Genomic DNA, 25,068 nt, shown 5'->3' on the forward strand with positions numbered 1-25,068 from the left:
AACTAGGAAAGTTAATTCAAATTCTGGAATGCTGTTAATGCATCCCCAATTATTTGCGTGACACCAGGGGTAGGAATTTCTGTCTTGTTGATAGAGTAAATTTTGGCGTCTTCTTTGCGATAAGCCAAGAGCTGGGCAAAAGGATAAACTACAAAACTCGTCCCACAAATGATGATCAAGTCTGATTTTTGCATTATTTCAACGGACTGGTTTAATACTTTCGGATCAATGCTTTCGCCGTATAACACAATACCGGGGCGAATAATTCCGCCACAATCTTTGTGTAAATAGCTTTTAGCATATTCTTCATAAGAAACAGGTTGATGACATTTAGTACAATAAATATTATATAAATTGCCATGAAATTCTGTTACATGTTGATTGCCAGCCTTAGTATCCAAAGTATCGATATTTTGGGTAATTAAATTACCTTTTTCATTACAAAAATGGGCGATTTTTTCATGGATTAAGTTTGGTTTAGCAGTAGGAAAGTACATGTTGTTCATGACAAATTCATGGAAAAATTCAGGTCGATTGAATAGCGTACTATCGCTCAGAATAGTTTCGGGACTTTCTTGCACGCCATCATAGATTCCGTTTTTAGAGCGGTAGTCAGGGATACCTGAGTGGGTAGAAACACCAGCTCCAGTTAAGAATACAATATGTTGGGCATTATTAATATCTGTTTGTAATTCTGCTAAATCCATCATATAATGTCACCCTCCGTGAAAGTCATTACTTTAATTATAAATCATTGTTTTGTTATAATGAGTAAAATAACTAAATTGAGGGGATTTTTATGAAATATATGACGTATTTTTATGTAGCAATTGATATTTTATTAGTAGTTTATGCTTGTTATAGTTGGTATTGGCAAGCTAAAGTTGATTTTCGTGGTCGCTATCGTATCTCCTCAGTTGTTTGGGCGCTAATTTTTATCTGGCTGGGCTTTACATGGAATTACATTGAAAAAGGTGATCCAGGCCTGAGTGTCTTCTTGGCTCTTTTTATCTTAATTAGTATTGTCGATGGTTTTTCAGGATTTAGTAAAAAGCGGATGGTCGTTTCAGGCTACTTCAAGCGTACAGTTAAGTATGATGATTTAGCCAGCGTTACTTTAATCCAGATCCCCAACCAAGAGAAGCCATTAGTGATGGCGATTTTTCGAACTAGCGATGGTAAGGCTTATATGATGCGCTTTAATAATGAAGTTAATAGCGTAATTAAGCAATTACAAGAATATGCTGGTCGAGAAATTCCTGTTGAAGTTCAATCAATGATGTAATTACAAAATTGGAGAAAGCATTCGCGAGAATGCCTGCAAAGTCCGCAATGCGCGACTTTGCTTTTTTATTTCTTCCTTAGTTAGTAAATGCGAGTGTTTCATATCTTCTTCAAAAGCTGCCACCATTTTCTGGTTGAACTTTTTATCATAAAAAACGGCATTATCTTCAAAGTTTAAGTTGTAAGAACGGAAATCTTGATTCATTGAACCAACTGAAGAAAAATGGTCGTCGACAATCGTCGTTTTGGCATGTAAAAAGCCATCTTCGTAGATATAAATTTTGACACCCAAGCGAGTTAATTCGTTGGCATACCACTGTGTGGCGCGATAAATAAAGGGGTGGTCTGGCTTACATGGGATCATAATTCGTACGTCAACACCCGATGAGGCAATTGTTTGCCACGTAGCAAAAACGGCATCATCAGGGATTAAGTATGGTGTTTGAATCCATAACCGTTTGCGTGCCAAAAGCATTAGCCGCATCATACCGTTACGCATATATGGTGCATAACGATCAGGCCCATCTGAAATGATTTGCGTTGCAACGTCGCCTTCGTGGATGTTTTTTTCATCAAGATCAGGAAATAGAGTGGAATTGAAACGGATGAGCTGTTGATTATTAGTGATAGAGGCGTTCCAGTCCATGACGAAACGCTCTTGCAAAAGCAGAGAGGCAGAACCAACAATTCTTACCTGACTATCACGCCAATGACCAAACTTCTTTTTTTTGCCTAAATATTGATCACCAATATTAAAACCGCCAGTCCAAGAAATTCGCCCGTCGATGACAACAATCTTGCGGTGCAAGTGGTAGTTAATGCGGTAACGGGTGATCATGTTGCGTGAAGTGACAAAAGGCAAAACTTCCCCGCCAGCTGCCCGCAATTGATCGAACCATGCTTTAGTAGCTCCCATTGAACCCCAGGCATCATAAATTACGCGTACTTTAACTCCTTGTTTTGCTTTTTTAATCAATAGTTGCAAAACACGATTGCCGATATTGTCGCTATAAAAAGTGTAGAACTCAACATTGATTATTTCCTTAGCTCGTACCATGTCCTTAAGCATGTCATGAAAGAAGGTTTCACCTTCGGTATAGAGCTTGACCTGATTATTTTTAGTTAGGGGAGCTTCTTGTTGGTGGTTAAAAAAGTTAATTGCTATATTACCAGCCTTTGAAGTGTCAGAAGGACTAGTATTTTTAGGTGCTTTAGCAATCGATTTTTGAACATTTCTCAAGCCAATGTGTTTTTGCTTATTGATGGCAAAAATATTTTCCTGGGAAATACCCCGACCAAAGAAGGCATAAAGAGTGATCCCGACTACTGGTAATACTAACAGGATGATTAACCAAGCCCAAGTGGTTGAAACGGATCTTCTACGGTGGAAGACAACGTAGAAGGCTAAGATTGTGTTGGTAATGATAATGATTCTAACAAAGTCATGCCACCAGATCATAAACTCCTCCAAAATTAAACTACTTTTTTAATTTAAGAAACTTGTCAATAATATCGATTACAAACGGATTGTCATGCATCCAACTATGTTCAGCGTCATTTTTACCGCGTACTTCTACTTCTTGATAAAAATGTGCCTTTGGGGCAAGGATATAGCGAATGCTTTTTGCGGAAACAACAGAGATGAATTTATCAGTATTTGTGTTATCTAAAACGTTGCCATAAATATTCAAGACCGAGATATCAGGATTGAATTTGCGCCGATTAAAAAACAAATAAAGGTAGTGCGGGTTCATGACACTAGGCCGACCACTTTCGGTCAAATAGTTGACGTTGGGGATATCGCCCAAGTAAGTGACCCCGTCAAAAGGACCAGCGATAAAGGCACATTTTTTTAAATGTGGGAACGTTTTGCTGCGGTAGTGCTTCATTTCCGTGCGAATAATACATGGACAGGCTAATGAATGAGCGACTGCAATATAGTTTTTAAAACCATATCTTTTAGCTAAAAAGGGCAGGACGAAGTTGAGATAATAGTCGATGCCATAGATACCGACTATTCGCTGGCGAAAAGCAACCTGCACGATAGGATGCTTGTCACTAGTCCAAGTTCCTTCTAATTTGAAATTTCCTAATAAATCAACGGTTACCTTTAAAAACTTGGGATTGCCCTTGTCATGAGTAGCGTGTTTCACCATCACGCGAGTGGTATAATCACCGCCGCGAAAGCCATGGAAATAAATAATGGGTACTTGTTTTAGATCGCTTTTTTCAATGTTTGCCTTATTTTCAATATGGCGCTTGTGTAATTTGAGGAAAATTCGCGTGGGAGCGAAGGTGGCCATCAGCCCCAAAGAAATCATGTTAAACATGCTAGGTTCTTCTTGGAGGTCATGTTTATGATCTTTTTCAACTTCTTCAGCATATTTTTTTGTGTTGAAAAACATTTTTACCACCTTCTCTTTCTTTTTTCCTATAATAAAAGTTATGCAATAAGTATATTTTACCATTGGGTAAAGATTTTGGAATTTTAGAGGTAGAAATGAAGTTTTATGCAGTCAAAAAAGGACGTACTCCGGGAATATATCGGACTTGGGATGCAGCCAAAGAACAAGTTGATGGCTTCTCTGGCGCTGAATATAAGTCATTTGAACAAATTACCGATGCTACAGATTACTTAGATTGGAATGCCCAAACTCAGAGCGATGTCCTGCAAAAAGGTGAAGATAATTTACAAAACGCCGTAAAAAGGGTGCAACAAAAGAGTCAAGAAATAAAAAAAGCACCGCGAAAAAAGGCGAAGCAGTATAACCATGTTAATAGCAATCCTGCTGACTTCTTTGCGGTGACTTATACTGATGGTGGCACGCGCAATACTGGTGTTTATAAGGGCGGTCACGTTAAAAAGACCGATAAAGCAGCCTGGGCTTATTTAATTGAATGGGATGACCAGAAAGTTCATGGCTCCGGTGGTGAATATGGTGCTACTAACAATAAGATGGAGCAGACAGCATTGATTAATGCACTAAAAAAGCTGCTTGAGCTTGGTTTTAACGATAAACATCTATTATTTGTTCTTGATTCGCAGTATGTGTTGAATGCGATTAATAAGCATTGGCTACAAGGCTGGAAAAAACGTGGTTGGAGACGTTCTTCTGGACCATTGGCTAATGTGGCGGAATGGCAGGAATTAGATCGGTTATTAAAGGAATTTCCTGATAGTACGTTTGAATGGACGAAAGGTCACGCTAATAATCGCGGTAATGAATTTGTCGATCATGAATTGAACCGTTATATGGATCAAAAAATGTAAGAAAAAAAGGCTACACTGTAGCCTTTTTTAATTTAAAATAACACCGCCGAACAAACCACTAAAGAACTTAACGATTTGATCCCACAAATTTTGTAACCAGTTGCGGTTTTCTTGGGTATTAAATTTATTGAAGATATTTTTAGCTCCATTTTGAATCTGACTGGATAATTTCGAAGCCTGTTGCTTGAAGTTACCGTCCTTCAATGCCCCTGAATCACGAATTTCAATTAGAAGATTGACAATTTGATTTTTTTGATTGTTGTTGATGGTGTCACCTAAGTGGTTAATATTAATTTGATTGTTGACAATGTCGCGAATTTGACTGTCGGTAATGTTTTGCCCTTGTTTAGCCATCTCATTCTTGGCACCGGCAACCGCATTGTTCAATTGAGCATCTGAATAACCTTTTTTGTTTTTATTATCTTGGGTAATCCCAGACAAGGTATTCATTTCATCTTGAGCGGCATTAACTTGCTTTTGATTTAATGCATTGCCATTTTTAGCATAGGCAGCATAAACTCCAGCTAATGCCCCTGAACCATCAATTGGAATAGCGCTAGTAACATAAATGTTGGCATCGCTGATGCCGGCGGTCAGGGCTGCGTTTTTGTACTGGTTGGCAGTAATAGTCGTGATATTATTTTTACCATCGTAGTCTAAAATTTTGACGTTGATTCCGCTGCCTGAGCTGGTCTTTTGAATCATTGCACTGGACCAAACGCCTGATGAGGTAGTGAAGTTATCACCGGATGGATTTAAGTATTTAACCAGATCTGAGCCGGTAACAGTAATTGTTTGATAATTACCACCGTTTAGTGGGGCGGTTAAGGTCTTTAATGTGCCTTGCTTTTGCGCATCAGTTAATGATGTACCTAAGGTAACTACAGGTGTATCATCATCTGCTAATACTGGCTTAGTAAATGAGATCATCGCGACCACGCTTAATAACATTGCTGTGAGTAGTGTGATAAATTTCTTCATTTTTTCTTCTTTTCTTCCTTTTTGATCGAATATTTATTCTTGTAATACGGAACATTATACTAAATATTTTTCAAAAGTGAATTAAACAACACGTAAAACTTTCTTAATTTCGACCTTATTATTGAAGATGGTATAATAAAGAGCAACAAAGGGGGACAATATGTTACAAGTGCCTAAGTTAACCATCATCATGCCTGTTTATAACACGGCGCAATACTTGCCACGTGCTTTTGATGCTCTGCTTAATCAAGTTGACAAGTGCTTCAAATTGCTTGTAGTAGATGATGGCTCAACAGATAATTCGGTTGAGGTAGCCGAAAGCTATGCCAATCGTTTTCCATATTTTAAAATAATTAAAAAGAAAAATGGCGGCCCATCCGATGCACGTAATGTTGGGATGCAGTATCTCGACACACCATATGTCACCTTTCATGATGGTGATGATTGGGTGGATCCAGGCTACACATCCTTTTTTATTCATGCTTTTGAAAGTCATCCAGATGTCAGCTTAGTATCATGTGGCTATTGGATGGATTATCCTGACAAAAAGCAACGCGTTGTTGGTCGACCAGAAGGTGGCTATTTAACGCGCGGTGAAACTTATTTGAAGTTGACTAATGTCTTTAGCTCACCAATGAAAGGATATAGCTGGAACAAGGCCTATAAAACTGCCATTATTAAGAAATATCATTTGAAGTTTGATAGGGATATTTCACTACTGGAAGATCAGATTTTTAACGTTAAATATATTTCTGTGGCTAAAGGCGTCTATTACACGCAAAAGCCGTATTACCACTACTGGCAGAGAAAGGGCAGTATTATTCACCAGCCTAATATTAAAAAAGTTGCGGATAATTTCCGGGGAAATTACCGGGTTTGGAGCAAAATTATCAGTACAATGATGAAAGACCGCGAGGAAGAAAAGATGCGTAAGAAGTTAGAGCGACAGCAGGCCTTGCGTGATAGTGAGTAGGGGAAAACATGAAAGAAAAAGTTAATGGAGTTGAAATTTATTATCATAAGTTAGGTAAAGGTGAGCCTTTGCTTTTACTACATGGACATCACTTAGATGGCGGTATGTTTGATAAAATTGTGGCTCCGCTTTCCCTTTATTACACTGTCTATGTGCTTGATATGCGAGGCCATGGTTTAAGTGAAGGCGACATCGCTGAACACTACAAGACTGAAGTAGAAGACGTTTATACCTTTATTAAACAGGTTGGCATTGAAGGCTGCTATTGCTTCGGTTTTGATGCAGGTGGTCTGGTGGCAATGATGCTAGCTAGAAAACATCCAACGATCTTTAAGAAGATGATTGTAGCTGGCGTTTTCGTTAATGGTGCAGGCATTAGACCATATCACTACTTAACGGAAGGCTTTCATCGCTTTTTGAGACTTGATCGTGACAGCCGCGTAGAGTTGACTGAGTCCTTTATTTCAGTAGATGACTTGAAGAAGATTACTACGCCAACTCTTTGTGTAGTAGGTGAAAAAGACTGGGTTAAGGTTGAGCATGTACGTTGGTATAGCCAATTTATGCCTAATGCCCGTTTAGTGATTATGCCGCGGCAGACGCATGATAGTTATGCAGTGCGCAGTTTAAAACTGCTGGATTTGATTAAAGGATTTTGTAAGTAGAATGTGGGTAATTTTAGTAATTAATGTAGTAATTGCAATAATTGCGATTATTGCTAGGCTTAATAATGGAGCAGAAGCATTTAATCTGTTTAATGGTGGGTTAGTTTTTGTCACTTTTGGGATTGTCTTACTTTTAGGCGCAATTCCGGTTTATCGCAATTTTGATACTTCATCAGTATTGATGTTTGTAGCTGGCATATTGATTGTGTTAGGCATAATCATGTTAATCGTTAGTGTAATTGCTAGATCGACTAGAAAAATCAATCTACAAGATTTGGCAATTGCATTAATGGTAGCTGCAGTGTGCTTAGTATATTTCATTCATAATGCAAGCTTGAACTTTGCTAACTTATTAGTGCCTGAATTAGCTTTAATTGTAGGGCTAATCTTGCTTGTTTATCCAAAACAAAAGTAAATAAATTTCTTCATCCAAAAAAGACATCTCTTCAATAGAGGTGCCTTTTTGTATATAATGGTGGTGTATACGATTTTTATTCAGAAGAGGTAAATAATGAACAAGGAAGAACTTCATCAATTATTGCACCCAATGAAAGTTATTGGCTTAGGTGGTAACACTGCATTAAATGAAAAAATTGCGGCAATTTTACACCAACCATTGATCGAAACTGCGGTTCACCACTTTAGCGATGGTGAAATCCAAGTTAACATTGGTGAATCTGTCAGAGGTTGTGATGTTTTCGTAATTCAATCTATCCAAGATCCAGTTAACGAAAACTTTATGGAACTTGAAATTGTTTTGGACGCACTTCAACGTGCATCAGCTCATGTAATTAACGTGGTTGTACCATACTTGGCATATTCACGTTCAGATACCAAGACTCGTTCACGTGAACCAATTACCGCTAAGTTAGTGGCTAACTTGCTTCAATTGACTGGCATGGATCGTTTAATTACTGTTGATCTACATGCCTCACAAATTCAAGGTTTCTACAATATCCCTGTTGATCACTTACATGCCATTCCACTTCTTGGTCAATACTTCTTAGATAACGGAATTGCTACCAAGGAAGATGATGATATCGTTGTAGTCTCACCTGATCACTCAGGCGCTAAGCTTGCTCGTAACTTTGGTCAATACTTCAATGCACCGATTGCAATTGTTGATCAAAGAGGTGCTCGCTATGATACTGAGGTTCACGACATGATTGGTGATGTTAAGGACAAAAAGTGTATCATCATTGATGATTTGATTGATACAGGTTCACGTATTTCTTCATCAACTAAGTCAGTTTTGGCAGCTGGTGCTAAGAAAGTTTACGTTGCCGCAACCCACGCACTTCTTTCTAAGAATGCTACTGGAGTACTTAATGAATTACCAATTGAGCAAATCGTAGTTACTGATACCATTAAGCACAAGCGCTACCCAGACAGAATGGTCAGAATTTCCGTAGACCAATTGCTTGCTCGTGGTATCGATTATGTATACAATGATCGTTCAATCCACCAAATCTTTGACGAACAAAACCGTTTAAAGTAAAATTCTTATTGATAATTTGAATAAAAAATGATCCTCACTATGAGGATTATTTTTTATTCAAAAAATCGGGTAGATAAGTCATAAAACTATGTCTAAATAGTAATGATTGATATAATTGATGTGTGTTGTATAGAAAGAAAAAGAGAAAGTTAGAGGAATAGACTATGGCACGACGGAAAAACATGAAGAGACGGAGAGTTATTCTAGGTAATACTTTCCATCTGATCAGAGAAAATAGAATGGATAATGTTTCTTTGCAAATGATTGCAGAAAAATCAGGCATTTCAAAATCCTTACTGCAGTCATACTATCCTCATAAGGCTAAGTTAACTAACGACATTATTCGTAATCTTTTTAATACTCTAGGTCAACAAGTTAATAATTATGACATGGCTAATAGCAATCTTCCTTATGCTAGAACTAAGGCATTTATTTATACGATTGCTATCTTGGGGATGCACGATGAGGGCTTGGACCGTATTATTTCTGAAGCTTTTGTTAGCAATGCTACCCTAGATAATTGGGGAATCATGCTTAATGAATGGATTAAGGAAAATCATTTATTTGATGACATTAACGTTGACGAAAGCGAACTTGAGACAGGAATTGCTTTTGTAACTAGTGGTATTGGCCGTCTATATCATGATCGCAAAAAGCACCATTTAACGGCCGAAACTCTTGCTAACTATGCAACGAGTGCATTGATGTTCAGTTTCTTGCATTGTTCTTCTGAAGAAATTGATCAAGCCTTAAAAGAAGGACATGAAATTATTGAAACTGCTGATATGGAAGTTGTTCACCGAGCAATTGATACAATGTTCGATGAAGGCAAGGAAATTTTCAGCTAAAGGGGAGTCGCCATGGTTGAAGGCAAAAGAGCTGATTTGCGACGAATGGGTTATGAGCAAAATAACCAATATAAACGTTTGTTGGCTTTCGTCATCTTTTTGATTGCTGCATTGTCATTGATTACAGCTACTTTTTTAAATCCAATCTTTATGAAAAAACAGATTAGGACTAGCTATAATAGGGCAGTAGTTGTTCGCCAAGTGAATAAAAATTATGATAGCCTAGCTGATTTGATTAATGCAGATAGTGAAGATAATTCAAACTTACTATCGGATACGCAAACTCAACCAATTGCCGACCATATTATTGATTATTCTTTGGGTATTCATTGGTTTAAGGTTACTAGTTTGCCACTGGCTAATCAGATTTTAAGCGATATCGATCAAGGAATTGCTAAAGGCTCGTCAAGTGGGGCACAGGAAGTTAACCGTAAACTGAAAAAGCAGGGAACTAATGCACCTTACGCGATTATTAAAGCCTTCAATTTAAGTGTGATCACTTTAGGAGCAAATATTGCTGGTTTATTGTTTATCGTTAATTTGATAATAATTATTGTTACCATTATTACAATGGTTTCGCTACTCAACGATATGAAGTCGCGGGCTACAATTCGAATGGTGATTCATGATACGATGGCTGCTGGCATGTGGGCAGGTTTTTGGCTAATTTTGATTTCAGGCTTGTTAGCACTTGTGCCAGTAATCTTTAATGTCGATAATATTGAATTTGGCTTTTTGCTTGAGATTGGCAGTAGCGTCTTTTTGGAATATGTAATTGCTGGGGTAATTATTTACATCATTTGTGCGATACCATGGCAAATTACAGCTGCTAAATAAGAATGAGAAAACGTAATCTGTAGAATGATTACGTTTTTTGTTTGCACAAAGAATCATCTTTCTTTATAATTAAAAAATAATTAACAAATTTCATATGTTTATATTTTAAAAGAATTTGGCGAGTTTATGAAAAAAGCTAAAATTATAAAGACTTTTCTTGCTTTCATTACTATGCTTTCGACTCTTTTTTTGTTTAATCAGCCTGTTAATGCAGCCAATAAGGAGGTTGAGACTGGCTCAGTGATGAAAAAAATTAAGCAGTCGAAAGAATTAGTAGTGGGCACCTCAGCGGATTATCCGCCACTGGAGTTTACTACCAGTGAAAATGGCAATACCAAATATGTGGGGGTTGATATCGAGTTGGCAAAAGATATTGCCAAGGATTTACATGCAAAGCTAGTTATTAAAAACATGAGCTTTGATTCACTTTTGGTAGCGCTAGAGACAGGCAAGGTAGACATGGTTATTTCGGCTATGACACCTAATCCCGAGAGAAAGAAGAGCGTTGATTTTTCTAAGATATATTACAAGCCAAGTGGCGAATATTTCTTAATTAACAAACGCGATCAGGCCAAATACAAAAAAATTAAAGATTTTGCTGGTAAAACTGTCGGTGCGCAAACTGGTAGTATTCAGTATTCTTTGATTCAAAAGCAAATGAAACAGTCTAAGGTTAAAGGCTTAGGCAAAATCAATAACTTAGTTCTGGCATTAAAATCTAATAAGATCTCTGGCATTGTCATGGAAGAAATGACTGCTAAGGCCTACCAACAAAACGACAATAGCTTGGTGGCTGTGAGAAGTGACTTGCGTGAACAACAAGCTGGTAACGCAGTAGCAATTGCTAAAGGACAAAATGACTTAGTAGCTGCTGTGAACAAGACTATTAATCGCGTTGAACAAAAAGATTTGATTAATAAGAAATACTTGCCTGAAGCAGCTAAGTATATGAAGACAGCGCAGAAGACGAACACGATGACTAAATATATTCCTTACTTTATTAAGGGAGTTGGCTATACCATCGTGATCACGATTTTCTCAGTGTTAATCGGGATCATCTTAGGGATGCTCTTAGCCTTAATGCGTTTGTCCAAGAATAAATTGCTGCACTGGATTGCAGTTTGCTATATCGAATTCATTCGTGGTACGCCACAAATGGTGCAAATTTTATTTGTTTACTTTGGTGTTGGAGCATTAATTTCTAACCTGTCAGCTGTTGTAGCGGGGATTATCGCAATTGGGTTGAACTCTGGTGCTTACGTTGCAGAAGACATTCGTTCTGGTATTGCTTCAGTAGCTAAAGGACAGACTGAGGCGGCTAGATCATTAGGTCTTTCTCAAGCTAAGGCTTACCGCTATGTAATTATTCCTCAAGCTTTGAAAAATATTTGGCCGGCATTAGGAAACGAATTTATTACCCTGCTGAAGGACAGTTCATTGGTTTCAGTTATTGGGGTAACTGAATTAATGTACCAAACGGAATTGATTCAGACTTCGACTTACCGTGGTGTTTTACCTTTATTCATTGCCATGATTATTTACTTTATCATGACCTTTACTTTAACTAGATTGCTTAATTATTTCGAAAGACGGATGAAACACAATGACTAAAATGATCGATATCCAACATTTGAAGAAAACTTTCGGCAAAAATGAGGTTCTGAAAGATATTTCTGCGGAAGTAGATAAGGGCCAGGTTATCTGTATTATCGGGCCATCTGGGTCAGGTAAGAGTACTTTTTTGCGTTGCCTGAATGTATTAGAGCGTCCTACGACTGGTAAAATTGTTTTTGATGGAACAGACTTGGCTAGTCTAAAGGATGGTAAGGAACTTGATCAATTGCGGGAAAAGATGGGAATGGTTTTTCAGAACTTTAACCTTTTTCCTAATATGAATGTAATTGAAAATATTAAGTTGGCACCGATGAAAGTCAAGGGTGTTAGTGAAGCTCAAGCTGAGAAGACTGGACTAGCCTTGCTTGAAAAGGTGGGCTTGGCCGATCGTGCAAAACAATTTCCAGCTAGTTTATCAGGTGGTCAACAGCAGCGGGTGGCGATCGCTAGAGCCCTAGCAATGGATCCGGAAGTAATGCTATTTGATGAGCCTACAAGTGCTCTTGATCCTGAAATGGTTGGCGAAGTTTTGAAAACAATGCAAGATTTAGCTAATTCGGGAATGACAATGGTGATTGTAACTCACGAAATGGGATTTGCTAGAGAAGTAGCCGATGAGGTCTGGTTTATGGCTGATGGCTATTTACAAGAAAAAGGCACGCCACAGGAAGTGTTTGAACACCCTACTAGTGAACGTGCAAAAGATTTCTTATCTAAAGTTTTATAATCAAAAAGGCTCAAGCATTGCTTGGGCCTTTTAATTTACTCATCTGTAATGATGGGGTTTGATAATACGTACTGTTTTACGAAAAAATTTTGATGCCATCCTTTTTGAATTAATGCATTAAAAAAGGTGTTTTGATTATTAGGCAAAGCAGTGGCTTTTGGAATGATGACAGCACGTAAAATCTTGTTTTGAAGTAAAATTGGTGATTGCACATCTGTTTCGCTATTTAAATTAGTGGTTGCTTGATTGGTCGGCGTGTTGGTTGTATCCTGCTGAACTTGATAATTTGTAGTGTCATTAGTACTATCTTGCTTAAATAGCTTGAATCTGTACTTCTGCACGCCTTTAACGTCAACTTCATATTCATGTCCTGCAACTAGGTTAGTATTTGCGGGTGAATAAGTTAGGATCGTTCTAAAATTGCCGTAGCCACAGGAGCTGTAATTCTTAACATGAGCTGCAGTAGTAACAACTTTAGTATCTAAATCAGTGATAGTAATTGTTGGCTTATTTTTAATGGTTCTATCTGATAAATAAAGCGACCACATGATATTTTTCCCTTGAAGCAATTCAATAGGGAAAAGACGCATGCTAGGATAAGCAACTACCGGCTGACTAGCAGGACGAAAAGTATCATTAATGTTTAGTACTTTTTGAACGGAATAGCGGTAGCCATTTGTACCATAAGCTGCCCCAATGCCTGTAGTGGTTAAACGACTTGAAAGTAGCCAAGCTCGGTGACCGGTATCTGAACCAGTTAAATTATAATGGTCAGTAATTAAGTCAGTGATCACATCCCCAGCGGTTTGCTGTGAAACATTAAAGTTTAAATTTGAAGTTTCAGAAGTGTCTTTAGCTAGCTTCCAAACAAATTTGGAGATATTGCTTGGCTTAGTTTCACTAGGTAAACCATGTTGGTTAATGAATGGGTTAGCATTAATTGCGGCCATTACAGCAGCCGTAATCTGCGCGTTTTTATTAAGTGTATCAGTAGTCGAGATAGCGGGCAGACTGAACAATGATCGATAGTAATTGATATAATCTGTTTGCGTTTTAATGTATTTTGGATCTAAGCGACCTACCTTAAATTTTTTGCTTAGATTTGGCTTTTTAGCATAAATATTTGCGGCACTATAACTAGTTTTATCAAGGTTCGCATATTCCTTTTGAAAATTATGAACTTCGTTAACTTCTTGTGTTGTGAATGTCGCTGCTTGTGTAACTTGTCCGGCGAGGGGGATAAATAAAGTTGCGGCAGCGGCAATAGAAAATTTCCGTAGAAGCATTTTAGACTCCCTTCTATGGTTGTCAGTATACCTTTCATTATAAACTATAACCAATGAAAAGGCTTTAGTGAAAAATATTCCACTATTTTGCGCTTTTCTGGTATTCTTTGCGTATAATTAAAGATTGGAACATTTAAAAGAGGTATAAAATAATGACTAAAAAATTACAAGTTGGTTTGATTTTTGGTGGTAATTCATCAGAATATGAAGTATCAATTGTTTCAGGCCACAACATCTATAAGGCAATCGACAAAGATAAGTTTGATGTGCACCCAATTTGGATCACTAATGAAGGCTACTTTGCTAATGAAGAAGAAAGCTTCAAGGTTTTAGATGATCCTTCATACCAAGTTAAGAACCCACATAAGGTTAACAACATTTCTAACTTAATTGAATTAGAAAACTTGCCAGAAATCGATGTTTTCTTCCCAATTGTTCACGGTAACTTAGGCGAAGACGGTGTTTTACAAGGTTTGTTCCGCTTGATGGATAAGCCATTCGTCGGTGATGACGTCTTAGGAGCCGCTGTAACAATGGATAAGGAATTCACTAAGATCTTGGCTCAAAGAGTTGGTGTTCCAGTCGCTGATTGGATTTCAATTAAGCGTTTTGAATACGACGACAAGAAGAATGCTAAACTTAACTATGAAAAGGTAGCAGAAAAATTGGGCCGCGACATGTTCGTTAAGCCATCTAACCAAGGCTCATCAGTTGGGGTTAGTCACGTAACTAATGCTGACGAATATACTGCAGCCTTAAAAGAAGCCTTCAAGTATGACGATAAGGTCTTAGTTGAAGAAACTGTTCCTGGCACCGAGGTTGAAACAGCTGTCTTAGGTAACGACAAGCCAATTGTAGCAGGTGTTGGTCAAATCACCAATGCAAAAGGTTCATTCTACACTTATGAAAATAAGTATGATGATAATTCAACTTCTAAGTTACAAATCCCAGCAGATTTACCACAAGAAATTATCGATACTGTAAGAAGCAATGCCCGTAAAGTTTATGAAGTTACCGAAAGCAGCGGCATGTCAAGAATTGACTCAATGCTTACTCCAGGTGGCAAGGTGGTCTTGACTGAAGTTAATGCTTTGCCAGGCTTTACTAATATTAGTATGTATCCTAAGCTATTTGAAGAAGCAGGTGTTCCTTACAGCGAATTGATTACTCGCTTAATTGAAGCAGGAATGGACCGTTTTGATCATAAAAAGACTTTGCTTCACAAGCATGACTAACGCCAAAAATATAGAGGTAGATTTTAATGACGACTAACAAGCATGATTTTGAAGAATTGGCTGCACCTAAGGCAGCTGCACAAGAATTAGGAATTAGTGTTGCCACGTTAAGAAAGTATTCTTTAATCGTGGAGAAGGTGACCGGCAAGAGCGACTATTTTGCTCGGACTAAGCAAAAGGCTCGTCTGTATCATCAAAAAGATATTGATGACTTAAAGGCTTTTCACCGTTTATCTAAAAATAGTGGCTTAACTTTGCAAGAAGCCGCTCGTCAAATCTATGCTGTTAGTGAAAAGAAACCTGAACCTGAAACTAAAGAACCAGCTCCTAAGCCCGCTTATAACAGTACCGATGTAATGGATACTGAGCAGGTGGTTAAGTTGCTTAACACTTTGCAAAAGACAATTTCTAATCAAAATGAGGCAATTAATTCTTTGCAGAAGCAATTGAATGTCATTCAAAAGCAAAATCAAGATTTAATTGAAGCACAAAAGCAATTAGCTGCGCCACAAGATGATTTAGATAAGTTTGCGGCTTTGCCAGATATTTCTGGAATTGTGAGTGCGGATGAACCTAAACCGAAGAGTGAAGAAGAAAAGCGCGCTGAAGTTAAAAAAGACATGAATAAGAGTCAAGAACAAATGCATGACGAGATTATGTCTAAGGCAAAGGAAAATGCCAAGAAGCGAGCCACTTCTAATGTTCACCGTACACTAGAAGATATGCAATTAACGGACCAAAAGGAACACTGGTGGCAAAAAATCTTTAAGTTTTAAACAAATTGATTAAGAATCAAGAGCTGACCTAACAAAAGGCCAGCTTTTGTTTTACAGTAGGCGTATAACAATTAATAGGAAGTAGAAGTAATGAAATTTAAATGGAAAAAGCGCTATACGATAGCAGTTATCGTGGCAATTGTAGGAGCATTATTGACGGTCTTGTCCTATTTTGCCACTGATATTTACCACAAGGACGACGTTGCCGTGATTACCGATAGCAAGATCAAGGATACTTTGATTGAAAAAAGTGAAGATGTGTATAAAAATGCGGATGAAACTCGCCAGCAAATTTTGCACTTAAAAGTTTTATCGGGTAAGCACAAGGGCGAAACTTACACGACTAAAAACGTGTATTATCCTTCGCAATTGACGACGCAAAAGTATCGTGCAGGTCAGAGAATTTTTGTCAATATCAAGAAGGGTGATCCAGCGATCGTTAATCCTAAGCGTGATTGGGTGTTAGTTTTGGTAGTGACAATCACTTTAGCATTGATGGTGGCTGCAGTAGGGAAGCACTCACTCTCGCTGGTTGTGTCAATGGTAATTTCGTGGCTGATCTTTTATTTGATTATCATTTGGGATGTGCATTTGAATGGCGCCCACATTATTTTGCTGTTTGGCTTAGCTGATATCGTCTTTTCATTCTTTAGCTTGCTCATTGTGCAGGGCTTGAATAAAAAAATGTTGGCGACTTGGTTGGCAACGCTGCTAGGAGTATTTGTTTCTTTTGCCTTGTGCTACGTGATCATGAAGTTAACGGGTGAATCGGAAATGAAATATGAGACCGGTGACTATGCAACGCAAGATCCACGAGGCTTGTTTTTAGCTCAGACTTTGATTGGAATTCTAGGTGCAGTAATGGATGAGGCGACCGATATTATTTCTAGTTTGTATGAATTAATTCAAACTAAAAAGAATATTACGATGAGACAGTTGATTCATAGTGGTCGAACGATGGGGCAAGAAATTATGGGACCGTTGATTAATGTCTTGGTCTTAATTTTTATTGCCGGTGCGCTGCCAGAAACTATTTTGTACTTGCGTGATAATAATACTTTAGCTTCAACTTTTGGCTTTACTCTGTCGCTGGGGGCAACGCAAAGTGTGATTTCGGCAATCGGAATTGTTCTGACGGCTATTTTTGCGACAGGATGCAGTTTGTTCTTCTTGAAAAAACGCGATTGGAAGAGTTTGTTTAAAAAAGAAGGTGAGAATAAATGAGTACATTATTTGCATTGATCGTTGTCTTAGCGATTTTAATGACAATCGTCGGTGGTGAAACTGGAATTCGTAGTTTTTTTAGTGTGCTAATTAATACGATTCTATTGATCTTAGTGGCGATGCTAATATCATGGGGAATTAACATTGCAATTTTGACGCTGATTTTTATTCCTTTAAAGCTAGTTACGATTATCTTTTTAGGCACTCATGACTATACGGTAGCAAAGAATTCATTTTATTCTTCCTTCTTAGTGTGTTTGATTATTAGCCTCTTTATTTTGGGTTGTCAATACCTGGCTCAAGCTGCAGGACTAGGACCAGAGGCAGGAGAGTTATTGGTTGGCTTGTCGCAGATGCCGGGCTTGAGTTATCCGATGATTGCCGTGACAGTGGCGATTTTCTCAACTTTGGGTGCAATCGCGGAAGCCGCGGTAGCAATGAGTTCGGGCTTGCTAGAAATCAAGAAGCATAACCCTGCTATTAGTGAAGAGGAGTTAATGGCTTCTGGGACAGCGATTGGTAATGATGTTTTGGGTACAGCGATGAACACGATTCTATTTGGAATGTTTGGTAGCTTTTTATCGCTATTTTTATGGTACTTCCGTTTGCACTATACCTTTGGTGAAGTTTTAAATGAAAAACTTTTTGTAAATGAAGCGTTAATTATCATGTATTCTTTGATTGGGGTTATATTAACAGTGCCACTATCATCATTTATGCTATCAAGAGGAATGAGCAAGAAAGGACCAAAACATGAGAGTAGAAAATCTGACGCTGACTAACTTTAATAATCGTGAATATCAAGTTGATACATATGCGCTAGAGCCTAATCCTGAATTGGTTGAGCAAAAGCGCCCGCTAGCTATTGTAGTACCAGGTGGTAGCTTTAATCACTTATCCAAAAGAGAAGGCGAACCAGTAGCATTAGCATTCAATAATCAGGGCTTTAATAGTGTTGTGATGGAATATAATTTAGTACAAGATCCAGGTAAAATTTACCCTGATGCGGGGTTAGATGTTCTAAGTACTGTGAAATATTTCAGAGACCACGCTGATGAGTATCAGTTAGATAAAGATAAGATTTTAACAGTTGGCTTTTCTGCTGGCGGTCATGTGGTCAGTGTAGCTAATAACATGGCTTTAAATAAAAATTATCAGACAAAGTATGATTTTGATAAGACTGATGTTTTACCTAATAAGACAATCTTAGGCTATCCGCTGATTGATATTAAAAAGATTGGTTTTCCGATTCCAGAAAATCAAAAAGCAAAAATGCCTGTAGAGGAAGATATTTTGGATAGTGCATTAGGTGTTACACGTGAAACGCCCGATACATTTATTTTCCAGGCATGGGATGATCCGGTGGTTTTGATCGGAAATTCAATTGAATATATTGATGCTTTGAATAAGAATAAAGTTTCAACAGAAGCTCATTTGTTTAACCACGGTTACCACGGCTTTTCATTGGCTCGTCACAATGTGGAAAATAAGGGTCAAGATTGGCAGGATAATCCGCACGCGGCGCACTGGTTCAACTTGGCAATGGAATGGCTAAAGAGTGAGTGGGGCGAATTATGTGAAGCATAAAAAATCTTCTAACCCTAATGACAATATCTATCACACTATCGTCAAGAATAGAAAAATTGACCGAATGATTATGCCTTTTGAAGCGGTGTACTGCGTGTGGCTAATCATTACGCTGGTTCTTAACTTCAAGCTATTTGCATATTCGATTGACGCACAATTCGTGCTAATTTCTCTATTTTTTATTAGTGGATGGGTTTCGTCATTGATTAAGAAGCATCGCATGAAGAAAAGTGGAAAATAAGATAAGTAAAAAGAGTTCTCGCACGAGAACTCTTTTTTATTAGAATCATTTACTTTTTATCTCTAAAGAAAATAACTTCCTTAGCAGCTACAAATGGTCCAGATGACTTGTAAACCTTTAATCTAATAGCTTTGGCATCGACATTTCTTAAGCCAACAACCTTATTCTTGCTATCAGACTTCCAAGTCAAGTGATCGCCGTATGGCTTAAAGTTAACACCATCATTTGAAAGCTCAACGCTAACTTCAACGGGATCTCCTTGATGATCGATCTTTCTAGGTACCCAAACCATCCGACTTAAGTGTTCCAAATGATTAAACGTAAAGGTTAATTCAAGTGGCTTGTCTTCACTAACACCATCAATAGTTTCCCATTCACTGGCTAATTTTAGATCAGTCAAATAATCAATTGGGTGATCCTTAGGACTAGCTAAACTACTAGTAGTGCGAATACCGCTGATTGCATAATTCATCGGATCAGGCTTGGTAATTGCGCCAAACGGATCTGACCATTCTGAAACTTTGTTGCCAGCTACATAACGCAAACGCAGGGTGTAGCGGGTATTTGGCACTAGTTCATGGAAAGTAAATGAATTACCATCAATGCCATCATGTAAAATGCCGTTAACTTCGATTTGAACTTGGTCGGTTAATTGCGGCCAAACTACTGTTAATGAATGAGAGCTAATCTTGTCTGGATCAACCATTGGTTGTTTTGGTGAACGCAACAATGAATCCGTAATAGCGTGAACCAAAGTTTCATTGCCATATCTGAAGTTTCTGATCGTAATCTCAATCTTAGAATCGGTAATGTCGCGTTTAGCCAGCTTAATTTGTAAAGCAGTTTGTTTCTTTTCTTGGTATTGATCAAACTCAGGCATCCAGCTGTAATTTGTGTTAAAGAAGAAGCCTTCCTTAGCATGGGCGAAGGTATCAACGGTACCGTACTCCTGCATCGGGATTTCCTTGTCGTTGATTTTAACAGTCAAACCATCAGGATAACCGTCACACATGATGTTCAAGTTGGTGGTGTTTTCCGTTTGGAAAGTATTGAAATCGCCTTGAGTTGGGTCGATGGTGATCGTCAATTTGCTTGCTTCTAAATCACTCGTGATTTGTGTAGCTACATGGTTTCTTGAATAGTCGTTATAGCCGTTATCATCGTAAGTAACCATTTTACTCTTGCCTTGAGGGTAGAGGACATAGTTGCGTTCGCCGAGGTCAAAAATAGCGCCGCCTCGTACAAATACTGGTAAATGCCAGGATGGGTAAGACTGCTTATTATAAACGCGTCCGCCCAAGTACTTTTTGCCATCAAATAAGTCAACCCACATTGTTCTGTGGTTAGGCAAGTAAAGGTTGTCTTTTCTTGAATTGCCATTACCATCTTCGCGACCGTTAACAATTGGCGAAATCAACAAGTTAGGCCCTAACATAAATTCATGGCCCACCTGTGGGGTGTAGTTGACTTGTTCATGTGGAAATTCCAAGAATAATGGCCGCAAGATTGGCTCACCGACTTGAGCGCGGTAGATTAGGGTATATAAGTAAGTCTGCAATTGCTCACGTAGTTTTAAATAGGCTCGATTAATTTGCGTCATCTTACTATTGTAAGCAAATGGGGTCTTACTAAAGTTACCTTGATCGTCTAAGTTGAACAGGATTGGGGTAAATGCCTTCCATTCAAAATCACGAATGGCAATTTGAGCATTACCACCGCCAGCGGTACCGTCAACGGCGCTACCAACTAAAGGCTGACCAGAAAGGCTAGCTCCCAAAAAGCCAGCTACTTGCGTTGGAATGTTTTCCCAGTTGCCGCCAATGTCACCAAAGGCTAGCATTGTTCTATTTTGACTACCAGCAATACCAGTATTAGAGAAAATCAATGGCCGCTTACGCTTCAAATTGTTGCGTAAAATTAGCGCATCATTTTTCAATACTTTTGGATCGGTTGTGTCCGTTTGAATAAAGGTGGTATCAGGTGAAGCCTTCGGTGTGTTGTTTTGACTCCAAAGACCAGCGCTAACGTCATGTATAGCGGCGTATTCACTGAAGCTAGCCATGGCTTCTTCGTTGATTTCTTGCACATCATAGTTAGGCACGATCCAACTTAATTTAAAATGCTGCTTCTGGTAGCGATCAACCATTGCCCGTGCTGAGAATTGATATTCTTCTTCGCCGTTCAAGGAACCTTTGCCACTAGCATCTTCTGGCTTGTTAGTTCTGGTGTAATAATTACCGTCTTCAAACATGACAGCATTACGTTCCTTAGCTTCACCAGGTTGCCATAAGGTAGTTAAAAAGTTGCCAACATGACCTAATCCTAGTGCATATTTAGGTGGCATCAGTGGCTTACCCGTTAACATGTAATACTTTGCCAAAATATTTTTGGGTGAATTACCTAATAGATAAAAGGTATCAAACATGTTGGTGTCGTGCTTCAAGATAGTGGCATCCGGATTGCTTTTACCAAAGTCATAATTGCCAGCACTCTCAGTATTGCGCAATTCACCAAAGCCGGAGTTAGCCCAGAAGAATGGCACTTGGGTCAAAACGCCGCCTTTACCGGTAATCTTGTCGCGCTTGATTGAAATGATTTCACCTTTATGACTGAAGTAGCCGTTCTGCATCCCGCCACCAAAGTAAAATTCATTCTTGTGTTGCTTCAAAATTTCGGTAGTTTGATCATTGCCTAATTCAAGTGGACTCAGCTGAACCAAACGATTGCGGTGCAGCGTCTCGTCAAAGATGCTCATTACGGCTGGCTTTTGTTGGAAAATAAGTTGATAATTGCCAGACTTAATGATTAAGGAATCGCTGGTTGCCTTAGGCTGTGATTTTTCAAAATAGTCATTGTTGAATTGAGACAGGTCAACAAAAGATGAGTGATTCTCGTCAAACTTCTTAGCTGGATCGAGAAAATATCTGAAGATCCCGTCAGCTAAAATATAAAGACGAGCAATATCGCCGGTGGAGTAGTGAAGTTCATAATAATGATCACGTTTGTTGGCACCGATAAGTTGGCCTAGTTGATGTCTTTCTATTTGGTTTTGTGTCATATTTATTCTTCCTATTTAAACTTGCTACCTTATATTATAACTAAAAATCAAAAAACTTCTTAAGCAATTGTACTAAAACTGGTATTTACCAATTTTGTTAGATATAATTAAATTAACAATTACGATTTAGACATATAAAGAAAGAAGATATTTATGACTTATTACATTCATGCAGATAAATTTTTCTTAGAAAACAGAACAGAAAACGGCGGCTATCTTGAAGTTCAAGATAATGGCAAGTTTGGCTTTTTCTATCCAGAAAGCAAAAAGCCAGAAGGTGAGATTGTCGATTATGCTGGCAAATGGGTTGCACCAGGATTAGTTGACACCCACATTCACGGCTCATTGCGAGAAGATGTAATGAAGAGTGACTGGGAAGGCATCAATAAGATCTCTAAGGGCTTGCTTAGTGCGGGGGTTACTTCATGGATGCCAACAACGATCACTGCTGCAAGCGATACCTTAACTAGAATTTGTAAGATGTTTGCGGACCATCAAGGACAAGAAGAAGGGGCAAAGATTCAAGGGATTCACTTTGAAGGACCATTCTTCACGGAAGAACATGCTGGAGCTGAAAATCCTAAGTACATGATGGATCCCGATATTAATGAATTTAACAAGTGGCTGGACGCTTCTAACGGGATGCTGAAGAAGATTTCAATGGCTCCTGAAAGAAAAGGTTCCAAAGAATTTATTCGTGAAGCCGTTAAGGAAGGCGTTGTTGTGGTCCTAGGTCACTCAAGCGCTAGTTTTGAAGAAGCGGTCGCAGGCATTGAAGCAGGTGCAACCATGTTTACTCATACCTTTAACGGGATGCCTGATCCAAGCCACCATACGCCATCAATTTCTAACGCGGCAATGGCACTTAATAATGTGACCGATGAATTAATCTGTGATGGCCACCATGTGCAACCATGTATGGCTAAGACTTTGATTAATGCGGTTGGTCCTGAACACATTGCTTTAATCACCGACTGTATGGAAGCCGGCATGATGCCAGATGGTGACTATATGTTGGGTGAATTACCAGTCTATGTAAAAGATGGCATGGCTCGTCTTAAGGACGGCGACAATTTGGCTGGATCTATCTTGCAATTGAAGCAAGCAGTTAAGAACGTGGTTGACTGGAACATCGTTACTCCAGAGAAGGCAGTGATGATGGCTAGTTATGTTCCTGCTAAGAGTGCCCATATCTTGGACAATTGCGGTACAATCGCACCAGATAAGGATGCTGACTTCTTGATTTTGAACCCAGATTTAACCTTGAGTGAAACTTACCTAAATGGTGAATCACGTTATAAGGCTGAAAAATAAATTTAAAAAATTAAACTAAATTCAAAATTCTCGTCTATAATAAATGGGCGAGTTTTTTAATGGGAAAAACATAGTTATGAGTGGAAACGAAAAAGTCTTGGGAGGTTTCTTGTGAATATTGGAGAAACGTTAAAATCCATGCGTTTGCATGCGGGGCTAACACAAACAGAAATGGCAGCGGGGATTGTCTCTGAATCATATTATTCAAAGGTAGAACGTGGTGTTCATGACATTAGCGCGGATGCATTATTTAAAATTTTGATTAAACATCATTTGGATCCAGTTTCTTTCTTTATGAAGATGTCATATAGAAAAAAGAATAATAAGTTATTGGGCGATTTTACCAAGATTGAATTTGCGCAAAGTAAAAAAGATCTTAATGAATTAAATAAGGTAGAAGCTCAGCTTAACAAGAAATATTCGGAGGGGTGGCCCGCTAGACTCAAATTCCAATTAGAGACAGCTCGAGCCTGGATTACACATTCAAATAAAGATATTGACCCTGAAATAAAAAGAAAAGCCAAGCAAGTCGTGCTCGAAGACAAGATGGATAGAGAAATGTTTTACTACCTTAGTCAAGCATGCGTTTTGCTAGATATTAAAGATGCAAGTCGCTTATTTGATTTAGCAGTAAAAGCATATAATAAAAATCCTGAAATTGACGTGATGTCTGTTACTTATATAGCACTGCTGTGTATTAATTTTTTAAATTGCTGTTACCATAAAAATGGTGAGAAAAAGTATATTGAGCTGGCAATTAACACAGTATTGCAATTACCGGCTGAACCGCATATTGCTTATCACAAAATATTGGCAGTTTATTATTGTGCTTTGTTTAATAAAGATTATCAAAAAGCAGCTACTATGATAGAAATCTTTACAGAAGCAGGTGTAGTAAGTAATGTGGCAGATACTCTGCCGATTGAGGAATAGGCAAAAATGAGTAAGAAGACTTTAAATATAGATAAGCAACTGAAAAAACATCGTATTTTAATGGGGATGACTCAGCAACAAATAGTTCAGGGAATATTAGATCAATCAACCTATTCTCGAGTAGAAAAAGGTAAAACTGGGATGGGCATGTACCGCTTACTAAAAATGTTAAAAGTTAATCAGATTTCTTTGTATGACTTTTTTCAGATTTATGATCAGAATAATTATCAAAATAGATTAAGATATTTGTTCTACAATCGAGATATTGATGGGTTGCTTCGGCTTAAGGATAAAGCTGAGAATAGTGAAATTAGCGATGAGATTGATCTGGCTATAGCAGCATTAAAACGAAAATTGACTAAGAATCAGCTAGCAACAAAGTTGATTGATAAGTTGTTACATTTAACCAAATGGAATGAAGAAAAAATTTTTTTGTTTGCATTATTAATGCCTCTCTTGGATTGGGAAGACGTCAAAAATTTAATTAATGCAATCTACACTGAATTTCCTAAATCTAAGTTAGAAAAAATTGAAACTGTCAAATCTTTTGTGTAAATAGATCTTTCTCGTAAATTGATTTTTTAATTATTTATTTAATCAAAGTAGGATTCTAAGGTGTCCTGAACCTGACCAAAGCCTTTATGAATTCGATTGAAATAACGGTCATTGTAGCTCATTGCCTGGATGCCAATAAAAGCATCAAGCGACTGTTCAGT

At 38.1% G+C, this 25,068-nt stretch carries 25 protein-coding genes and 1 pseudogene; 19 read left to right on the forward strand and 7 right to left on the reverse strand.

Annotated features, from left to right (window positions below; all coding sequences use genetic code 11):
• Nucleotides 1–11 precede the first annotated feature (11 nt).
• A complete protein-coding gene (locus CP367_RS01550) occupies nucleotides 12–710 on the reverse strand; it encodes an NAD-dependent protein deacylase (RefSeq protein WP_081079798.1) in 699 nt (232 codons plus the stop codon).
• Nucleotides 711–799: 89 nt separating this feature from the next.
• Between CP367_RS01550 and CP367_RS01555 the strand changes: the two genes are divergently transcribed.
• Nucleotides 800–1,285, forward strand: a complete 486-nt coding sequence (locus tag CP367_RS01555) for a hypothetical protein (protein WP_005726566.1) — start codon at nucleotides 800–802, stop codon at nucleotides 1,283–1,285.
• On the opposite strand, the gene cls is transcribed toward CP367_RS01555, so the two are convergent.
• Both cls and CP367_RS01565 read right to left on the reverse strand, forming a co-directional pair.
• Complete coding sequence (gene cls, locus CP367_RS01560; RefSeq protein ID WP_005726568.1) at nucleotides 1,286–2,743, reverse strand: cardiolipin synthase; 1,458 nt, start codon at nucleotides 2,741–2,743, stop codon at nucleotides 1,286–1,288.
• Between the two features lie 19 nt (nucleotides 2,744–2,762).
• Nucleotides 2,763–3,689 (reverse strand): alpha/beta hydrolase, encoded by a 927-nt coding sequence (locus CP367_RS01565; RefSeq protein WP_089142972.1) that lies wholly within the window; start codon nucleotides 3,687–3,689, stop codon nucleotides 2,763–2,765.
• A 95-nt stretch (nucleotides 3,690–3,784) separates the two neighbouring features.
• Here CP367_RS01565 and CP367_RS01570 point away from each other — a divergent pair, with 95 nt between their 5' ends.
• Complete coding sequence (locus CP367_RS01570) at nucleotides 3,785–4,555, forward strand: ribonuclease H family protein (protein WP_005721709.1); 771 nt, start codon at nucleotides 3,785–3,787, stop codon at nucleotides 4,553–4,555.
• Nucleotides 4,556–4,582: 27 nt separating this feature from the next.
• Here the strand turns inward: CP367_RS01570 and CP367_RS01575 are convergent, their stop codons facing one another.
• Entirely contained in the window at nucleotides 4,583–5,536 is a 954-nt protein-coding gene (locus tag CP367_RS01575) for a DUF1002 domain-containing protein (RefSeq protein WP_005718327.1), read from the reverse strand.
• 160 nt (nucleotides 5,537–5,696) lie between these two features.
• Between CP367_RS01575 and CP367_RS01580 the strand changes: the two genes are divergently transcribed.
• The 8 genes from CP367_RS01580 to CP367_RS01615 all read left to right on the forward strand — a co-directional run bounded on the left by CP367_RS01580 (nucleotide 5,697) and on the right by CP367_RS01615 (nucleotide 12,698).
• Nucleotides 5,697–6,509: a glycosyltransferase family A protein gene (locus CP367_RS01580; protein ID WP_061204363.1), complete on the forward strand. Its 813-nt coding sequence runs from the start codon at nucleotides 5,697–5,699 to the stop codon at nucleotides 6,507–6,509.
• A gap of 8 nt (nucleotides 6,510–6,517) precedes the next feature.
• Nucleotides 6,518–7,174 carry an alpha/beta fold hydrolase gene (locus tag CP367_RS01585; RefSeq protein ID WP_089142974.1) on the forward strand — a complete coding sequence of 219 codons (657 nt, stop codon included), beginning with the start codon at nucleotides 6,518–6,520 and terminating at the stop codon, nucleotides 7,172–7,174.
• 1 nt (nucleotide 7,175) lies between these two features.
• Entirely contained in the window at nucleotides 7,176–7,589 is a 414-nt protein-coding gene (locus CP367_RS01590) for a hypothetical protein (protein WP_023487948.1), read from the forward strand.
• A 96-nt stretch (nucleotides 7,590–7,685) separates the two neighbouring features.
• On the forward strand, nucleotides 7,686–8,672 hold the full coding sequence (locus CP367_RS01595) for a ribose-phosphate pyrophosphokinase (protein ID WP_089145627.1): 987 nt from the start codon (nucleotides 7,686–7,688) through the stop codon (nucleotides 8,670–8,672).
• A 164-nt stretch (nucleotides 8,673–8,836) separates the two neighbouring features.
• Nucleotides 8,837–9,520 carry a TetR/AcrR family transcriptional regulator gene (locus CP367_RS01600; protein WP_089145626.1) on the forward strand — a complete coding sequence of 228 codons (684 nt, stop codon included), beginning with the start codon at nucleotides 8,837–8,839 and terminating at the stop codon, nucleotides 9,518–9,520.
• A gap of 12 nt (nucleotides 9,521–9,532) precedes the next feature.
• Nucleotides 9,533–10,357: a hypothetical protein gene (locus tag CP367_RS01605; RefSeq protein WP_005718333.1), complete on the forward strand. Its 825-nt coding sequence runs from the start codon at nucleotides 9,533–9,535 to the stop codon at nucleotides 10,355–10,357.
• A 126-nt stretch (nucleotides 10,358–10,483) separates the two neighbouring features.
• Nucleotides 10,484–11,968 (forward strand): ABC transporter substrate-binding protein/permease, encoded by a 1,485-nt coding sequence (locus CP367_RS01610; RefSeq protein ID WP_089145625.1) that lies wholly within the window; start codon nucleotides 10,484–10,486, stop codon nucleotides 11,966–11,968.
• Complete coding sequence (locus CP367_RS01615) at nucleotides 11,961–12,698, forward strand: amino acid ABC transporter ATP-binding protein (RefSeq protein ID WP_005725595.1); 738 nt, start codon at nucleotides 11,961–11,963, stop codon at nucleotides 12,696–12,698. Before CP367_RS01610 ends, CP367_RS01615 begins: the two co-directional genes overlap by 8 nt.
• A 35-nt stretch (nucleotides 12,699–12,733) precedes the next feature.
• Here the strand turns inward: CP367_RS01615 and CP367_RS01620 are convergent, their stop codons facing one another.
• A complete protein-coding gene (locus CP367_RS01620; RefSeq protein WP_089145624.1) occupies nucleotides 12,734–13,984 on the reverse strand; it encodes a CAP domain-containing protein in 1,251 nt (416 codons plus the stop codon).
• Nucleotides 13,985–14,136: 152 nt separating this feature from the next.
• Between CP367_RS01620 and CP367_RS01625 the strand changes: the two genes are divergently transcribed.
• The 6 genes from CP367_RS01625 (at nucleotide 14,137) to CP367_RS01650 (ending at nucleotide 19,047) form a co-directional block, all read left to right on the forward strand.
• On the forward strand, nucleotides 14,137–15,219 hold the full coding sequence (locus CP367_RS01625) for a D-alanine--D-alanine ligase family protein (RefSeq protein WP_089145623.1): 1,083 nt from the start codon (nucleotides 14,137–14,139) through the stop codon (nucleotides 15,217–15,219).
• A 26-nt stretch (nucleotides 15,220–15,245) separates the two neighbouring features.
• Nucleotides 15,246–15,995 carry a MerR family transcriptional regulator gene (locus CP367_RS01630; protein ID WP_013085684.1) on the forward strand — a complete coding sequence of 250 codons (750 nt, stop codon included), beginning with the start codon at nucleotides 15,246–15,248 and terminating at the stop codon, nucleotides 15,993–15,995.
• Between the two features lie 90 nt (nucleotides 15,996–16,085).
• The gene (locus CP367_RS01635; RefSeq protein WP_089145622.1) at nucleotides 16,086–17,219 is read left to right on the forward strand and encodes a YibE/F family protein; all 1,134 of its coding nucleotides are present in this window, start codon (nucleotides 16,086–16,088) and stop codon (nucleotides 17,217–17,219) included.
• Nucleotides 17,216–18,001 (forward strand): YibE/F family protein, encoded by a 786-nt coding sequence (locus tag CP367_RS01640; RefSeq protein ID WP_089145621.1) that lies wholly within the window; start codon nucleotides 17,216–17,218, stop codon nucleotides 17,999–18,001. The genes CP367_RS01635 and CP367_RS01640 overlap by 4 nt, the downstream gene beginning before the upstream one ends.
• Nucleotides 17,973–18,806: an alpha/beta hydrolase gene (locus tag CP367_RS01645; protein WP_089145620.1), complete on the forward strand. Its 834-nt coding sequence runs from the start codon at nucleotides 17,973–17,975 to the stop codon at nucleotides 18,804–18,806. The genes CP367_RS01640 and CP367_RS01645 overlap by 29 nt, the downstream gene beginning before the upstream one ends.
• Nucleotides 18,796–19,047 (forward strand): tRNA-modifying protein, encoded by a 252-nt coding sequence (locus CP367_RS01650; RefSeq protein WP_233187501.1) that lies wholly within the window; start codon nucleotides 18,796–18,798, stop codon nucleotides 19,045–19,047. The genes CP367_RS01645 and CP367_RS01650 overlap by 11 nt, the downstream gene beginning before the upstream one ends.
• A 49-nt stretch (nucleotides 19,048–19,096) precedes the next feature.
• On the opposite strand, the gene CP367_RS01655 is transcribed toward CP367_RS01650, so the two are convergent.
• Nucleotides 19,097–22,105, reverse strand: coding sequence for a TIM-barrel domain-containing protein (locus tag CP367_RS01655; protein ID WP_089145618.1), 3,009 nt, complete (start codon nucleotides 22,103–22,105; stop codon nucleotides 19,097–19,099).
• A gap of 153 nt (nucleotides 22,106–22,258) precedes the next feature.
• Here CP367_RS01655 and nagA point away from each other — a divergent pair, with 153 nt between their 5' ends.
• The 3 genes from nagA (at nucleotide 22,259) to CP367_RS01670 (ending at nucleotide 24,907) form a co-directional block, all read left to right on the forward strand.
• The gene (gene nagA, locus CP367_RS01660) at nucleotides 22,259–23,419 is read left to right on the forward strand and encodes an N-acetylglucosamine-6-phosphate deacetylase (RefSeq protein ID WP_089145617.1); all 1,161 of its coding nucleotides are present in this window, start codon (nucleotides 22,259–22,261) and stop codon (nucleotides 23,417–23,419) included.
• A 111-nt stretch (nucleotides 23,420–23,530) separates the two neighbouring features.
• A complete protein-coding gene (locus CP367_RS01665) occupies nucleotides 23,531–24,352 on the forward strand; it encodes a helix-turn-helix domain-containing protein (RefSeq protein WP_089145616.1) in 822 nt (273 codons plus the stop codon).
• A gap of 6 nt (nucleotides 24,353–24,358) precedes the next feature.
• Nucleotides 24,359–24,907: a helix-turn-helix domain-containing protein gene (locus tag CP367_RS01670; RefSeq protein WP_089147901.1), complete on the forward strand. Its 549-nt coding sequence runs from the start codon at nucleotides 24,359–24,361 to the stop codon at nucleotides 24,905–24,907.
• A 38-nt stretch (nucleotides 24,908–24,945) separates the two neighbouring features.
• On the opposite strand, the pseudogene CP367_RS01675 reads toward CP367_RS01670, so the two are convergent.
• Nucleotides 24,946–25,068 (reverse strand): annotated as a pseudogene (locus CP367_RS01675) (IS256 family transposase); the annotation flags it as partial.

The sequence above is a fragment of the Lactobacillus sp. UMNPBX16 genome (assembly GCF_002553775.1).
Taxonomy (GTDB): domain Bacteria; phylum Bacillota; class Bacilli; order Lactobacillales; family Lactobacillaceae; genus Lactobacillus; species Lactobacillus crispatus.

Excerpts from the sequence above, each read along its gene's own strand:
- CP367_RS01550 (WP_081079798.1), bottom strand. The coding sequence starts at position 710 with ATGATGGATTTAGCAGAATTACAAACAGATATTAATAATGCCCAACAT.
- CP367_RS01555 (WP_005726566.1), top strand. The coding sequence starts at position 800 with ATGAAATATATGACGTATTTTTATGTAGCAATTGATATTTTATTAGTA.
- cls (WP_005726568.1), bottom strand. The coding sequence starts at position 2,743 with ATGATCTGGTGGCATGACTTTGTTAGAATCATTATCATTACCAACACA.
- CP367_RS01565 (WP_089142972.1), bottom strand. The coding sequence starts at position 3,689 with ATGTTTTTCAACACAAAAAAATATGCTGAAGAAGTTGAAAAAGATCAT.
- CP367_RS01570 (WP_005721709.1), top strand. The coding sequence starts at position 3,785 with ATGAAGTTTTATGCAGTCAAAAAAGGACGTACTCCGGGAATATATCGG.
- CP367_RS01575 (WP_005718327.1), bottom strand. The coding sequence starts at position 5,536 with ATGAAGAAATTTATCACACTACTCACAGCAATGTTATTAAGCGTGGTC.
- CP367_RS01580 (WP_061204363.1), top strand. The coding sequence starts at position 5,697 with ATGTTACAAGTGCCTAAGTTAACCATCATCATGCCTGTTTATAACACG.
- CP367_RS01585 (WP_089142974.1), top strand. The coding sequence starts at position 6,518 with ATGAAAGAAAAAGTTAATGGAGTTGAAATTTATTATCATAAGTTAGGT.
- CP367_RS01590 (WP_023487948.1), top strand. The coding sequence starts at position 7,176 with ATGTGGGTAATTTTAGTAATTAATGTAGTAATTGCAATAATTGCGATT.
- CP367_RS01595 (WP_089145627.1), top strand. The coding sequence starts at position 7,686 with ATGAACAAGGAAGAACTTCATCAATTATTGCACCCAATGAAAGTTATT.
- CP367_RS01600 (WP_089145626.1), top strand. The coding sequence starts at position 8,837 with ATGGCACGACGGAAAAACATGAAGAGACGGAGAGTTATTCTAGGTAAT.
- CP367_RS01605 (WP_005718333.1), top strand. The coding sequence starts at position 9,533 with ATGGTTGAAGGCAAAAGAGCTGATTTGCGACGAATGGGTTATGAGCAA.
- CP367_RS01610 (WP_089145625.1), top strand. The coding sequence starts at position 10,484 with ATGAAAAAAGCTAAAATTATAAAGACTTTTCTTGCTTTCATTACTATG.
- CP367_RS01615 (WP_005725595.1), top strand. The coding sequence starts at position 11,961 with ATGACTAAAATGATCGATATCCAACATTTGAAGAAAACTTTCGGCAAA.
- CP367_RS01620 (WP_089145624.1), bottom strand. The coding sequence starts at position 13,984 with ATGCTTCTACGGAAATTTTCTATTGCCGCTGCCGCAACTTTATTTATC.
- CP367_RS01625 (WP_089145623.1), top strand. The coding sequence starts at position 14,137 with ATGACTAAAAAATTACAAGTTGGTTTGATTTTTGGTGGTAATTCATCA.
- CP367_RS01630 (WP_013085684.1), top strand. The coding sequence starts at position 15,246 with ATGACGACTAACAAGCATGATTTTGAAGAATTGGCTGCACCTAAGGCA.
- CP367_RS01635 (WP_089145622.1), top strand. The coding sequence starts at position 16,086 with ATGAAATTTAAATGGAAAAAGCGCTATACGATAGCAGTTATCGTGGCA.
- CP367_RS01640 (WP_089145621.1), top strand. The coding sequence starts at position 17,216 with ATGAGTACATTATTTGCATTGATCGTTGTCTTAGCGATTTTAATGACA.
- CP367_RS01645 (WP_089145620.1), top strand. The coding sequence starts at position 17,973 with ATGAGAGTAGAAAATCTGACGCTGACTAACTTTAATAATCGTGAATAT.
- CP367_RS01655 (WP_089145618.1), bottom strand. The coding sequence starts at position 22,105 with ATGACACAAAACCAAATAGAAAGACATCAACTAGGCCAACTTATCGGT.
- nagA (WP_089145617.1), top strand. The coding sequence starts at position 22,259 with ATGACTTATTACATTCATGCAGATAAATTTTTCTTAGAAAACAGAACA.
- CP367_RS01670 (WP_089147901.1), top strand. The coding sequence starts at position 24,359 with ATGAGTAAGAAGACTTTAAATATAGATAAGCAACTGAAAAAACATCGT.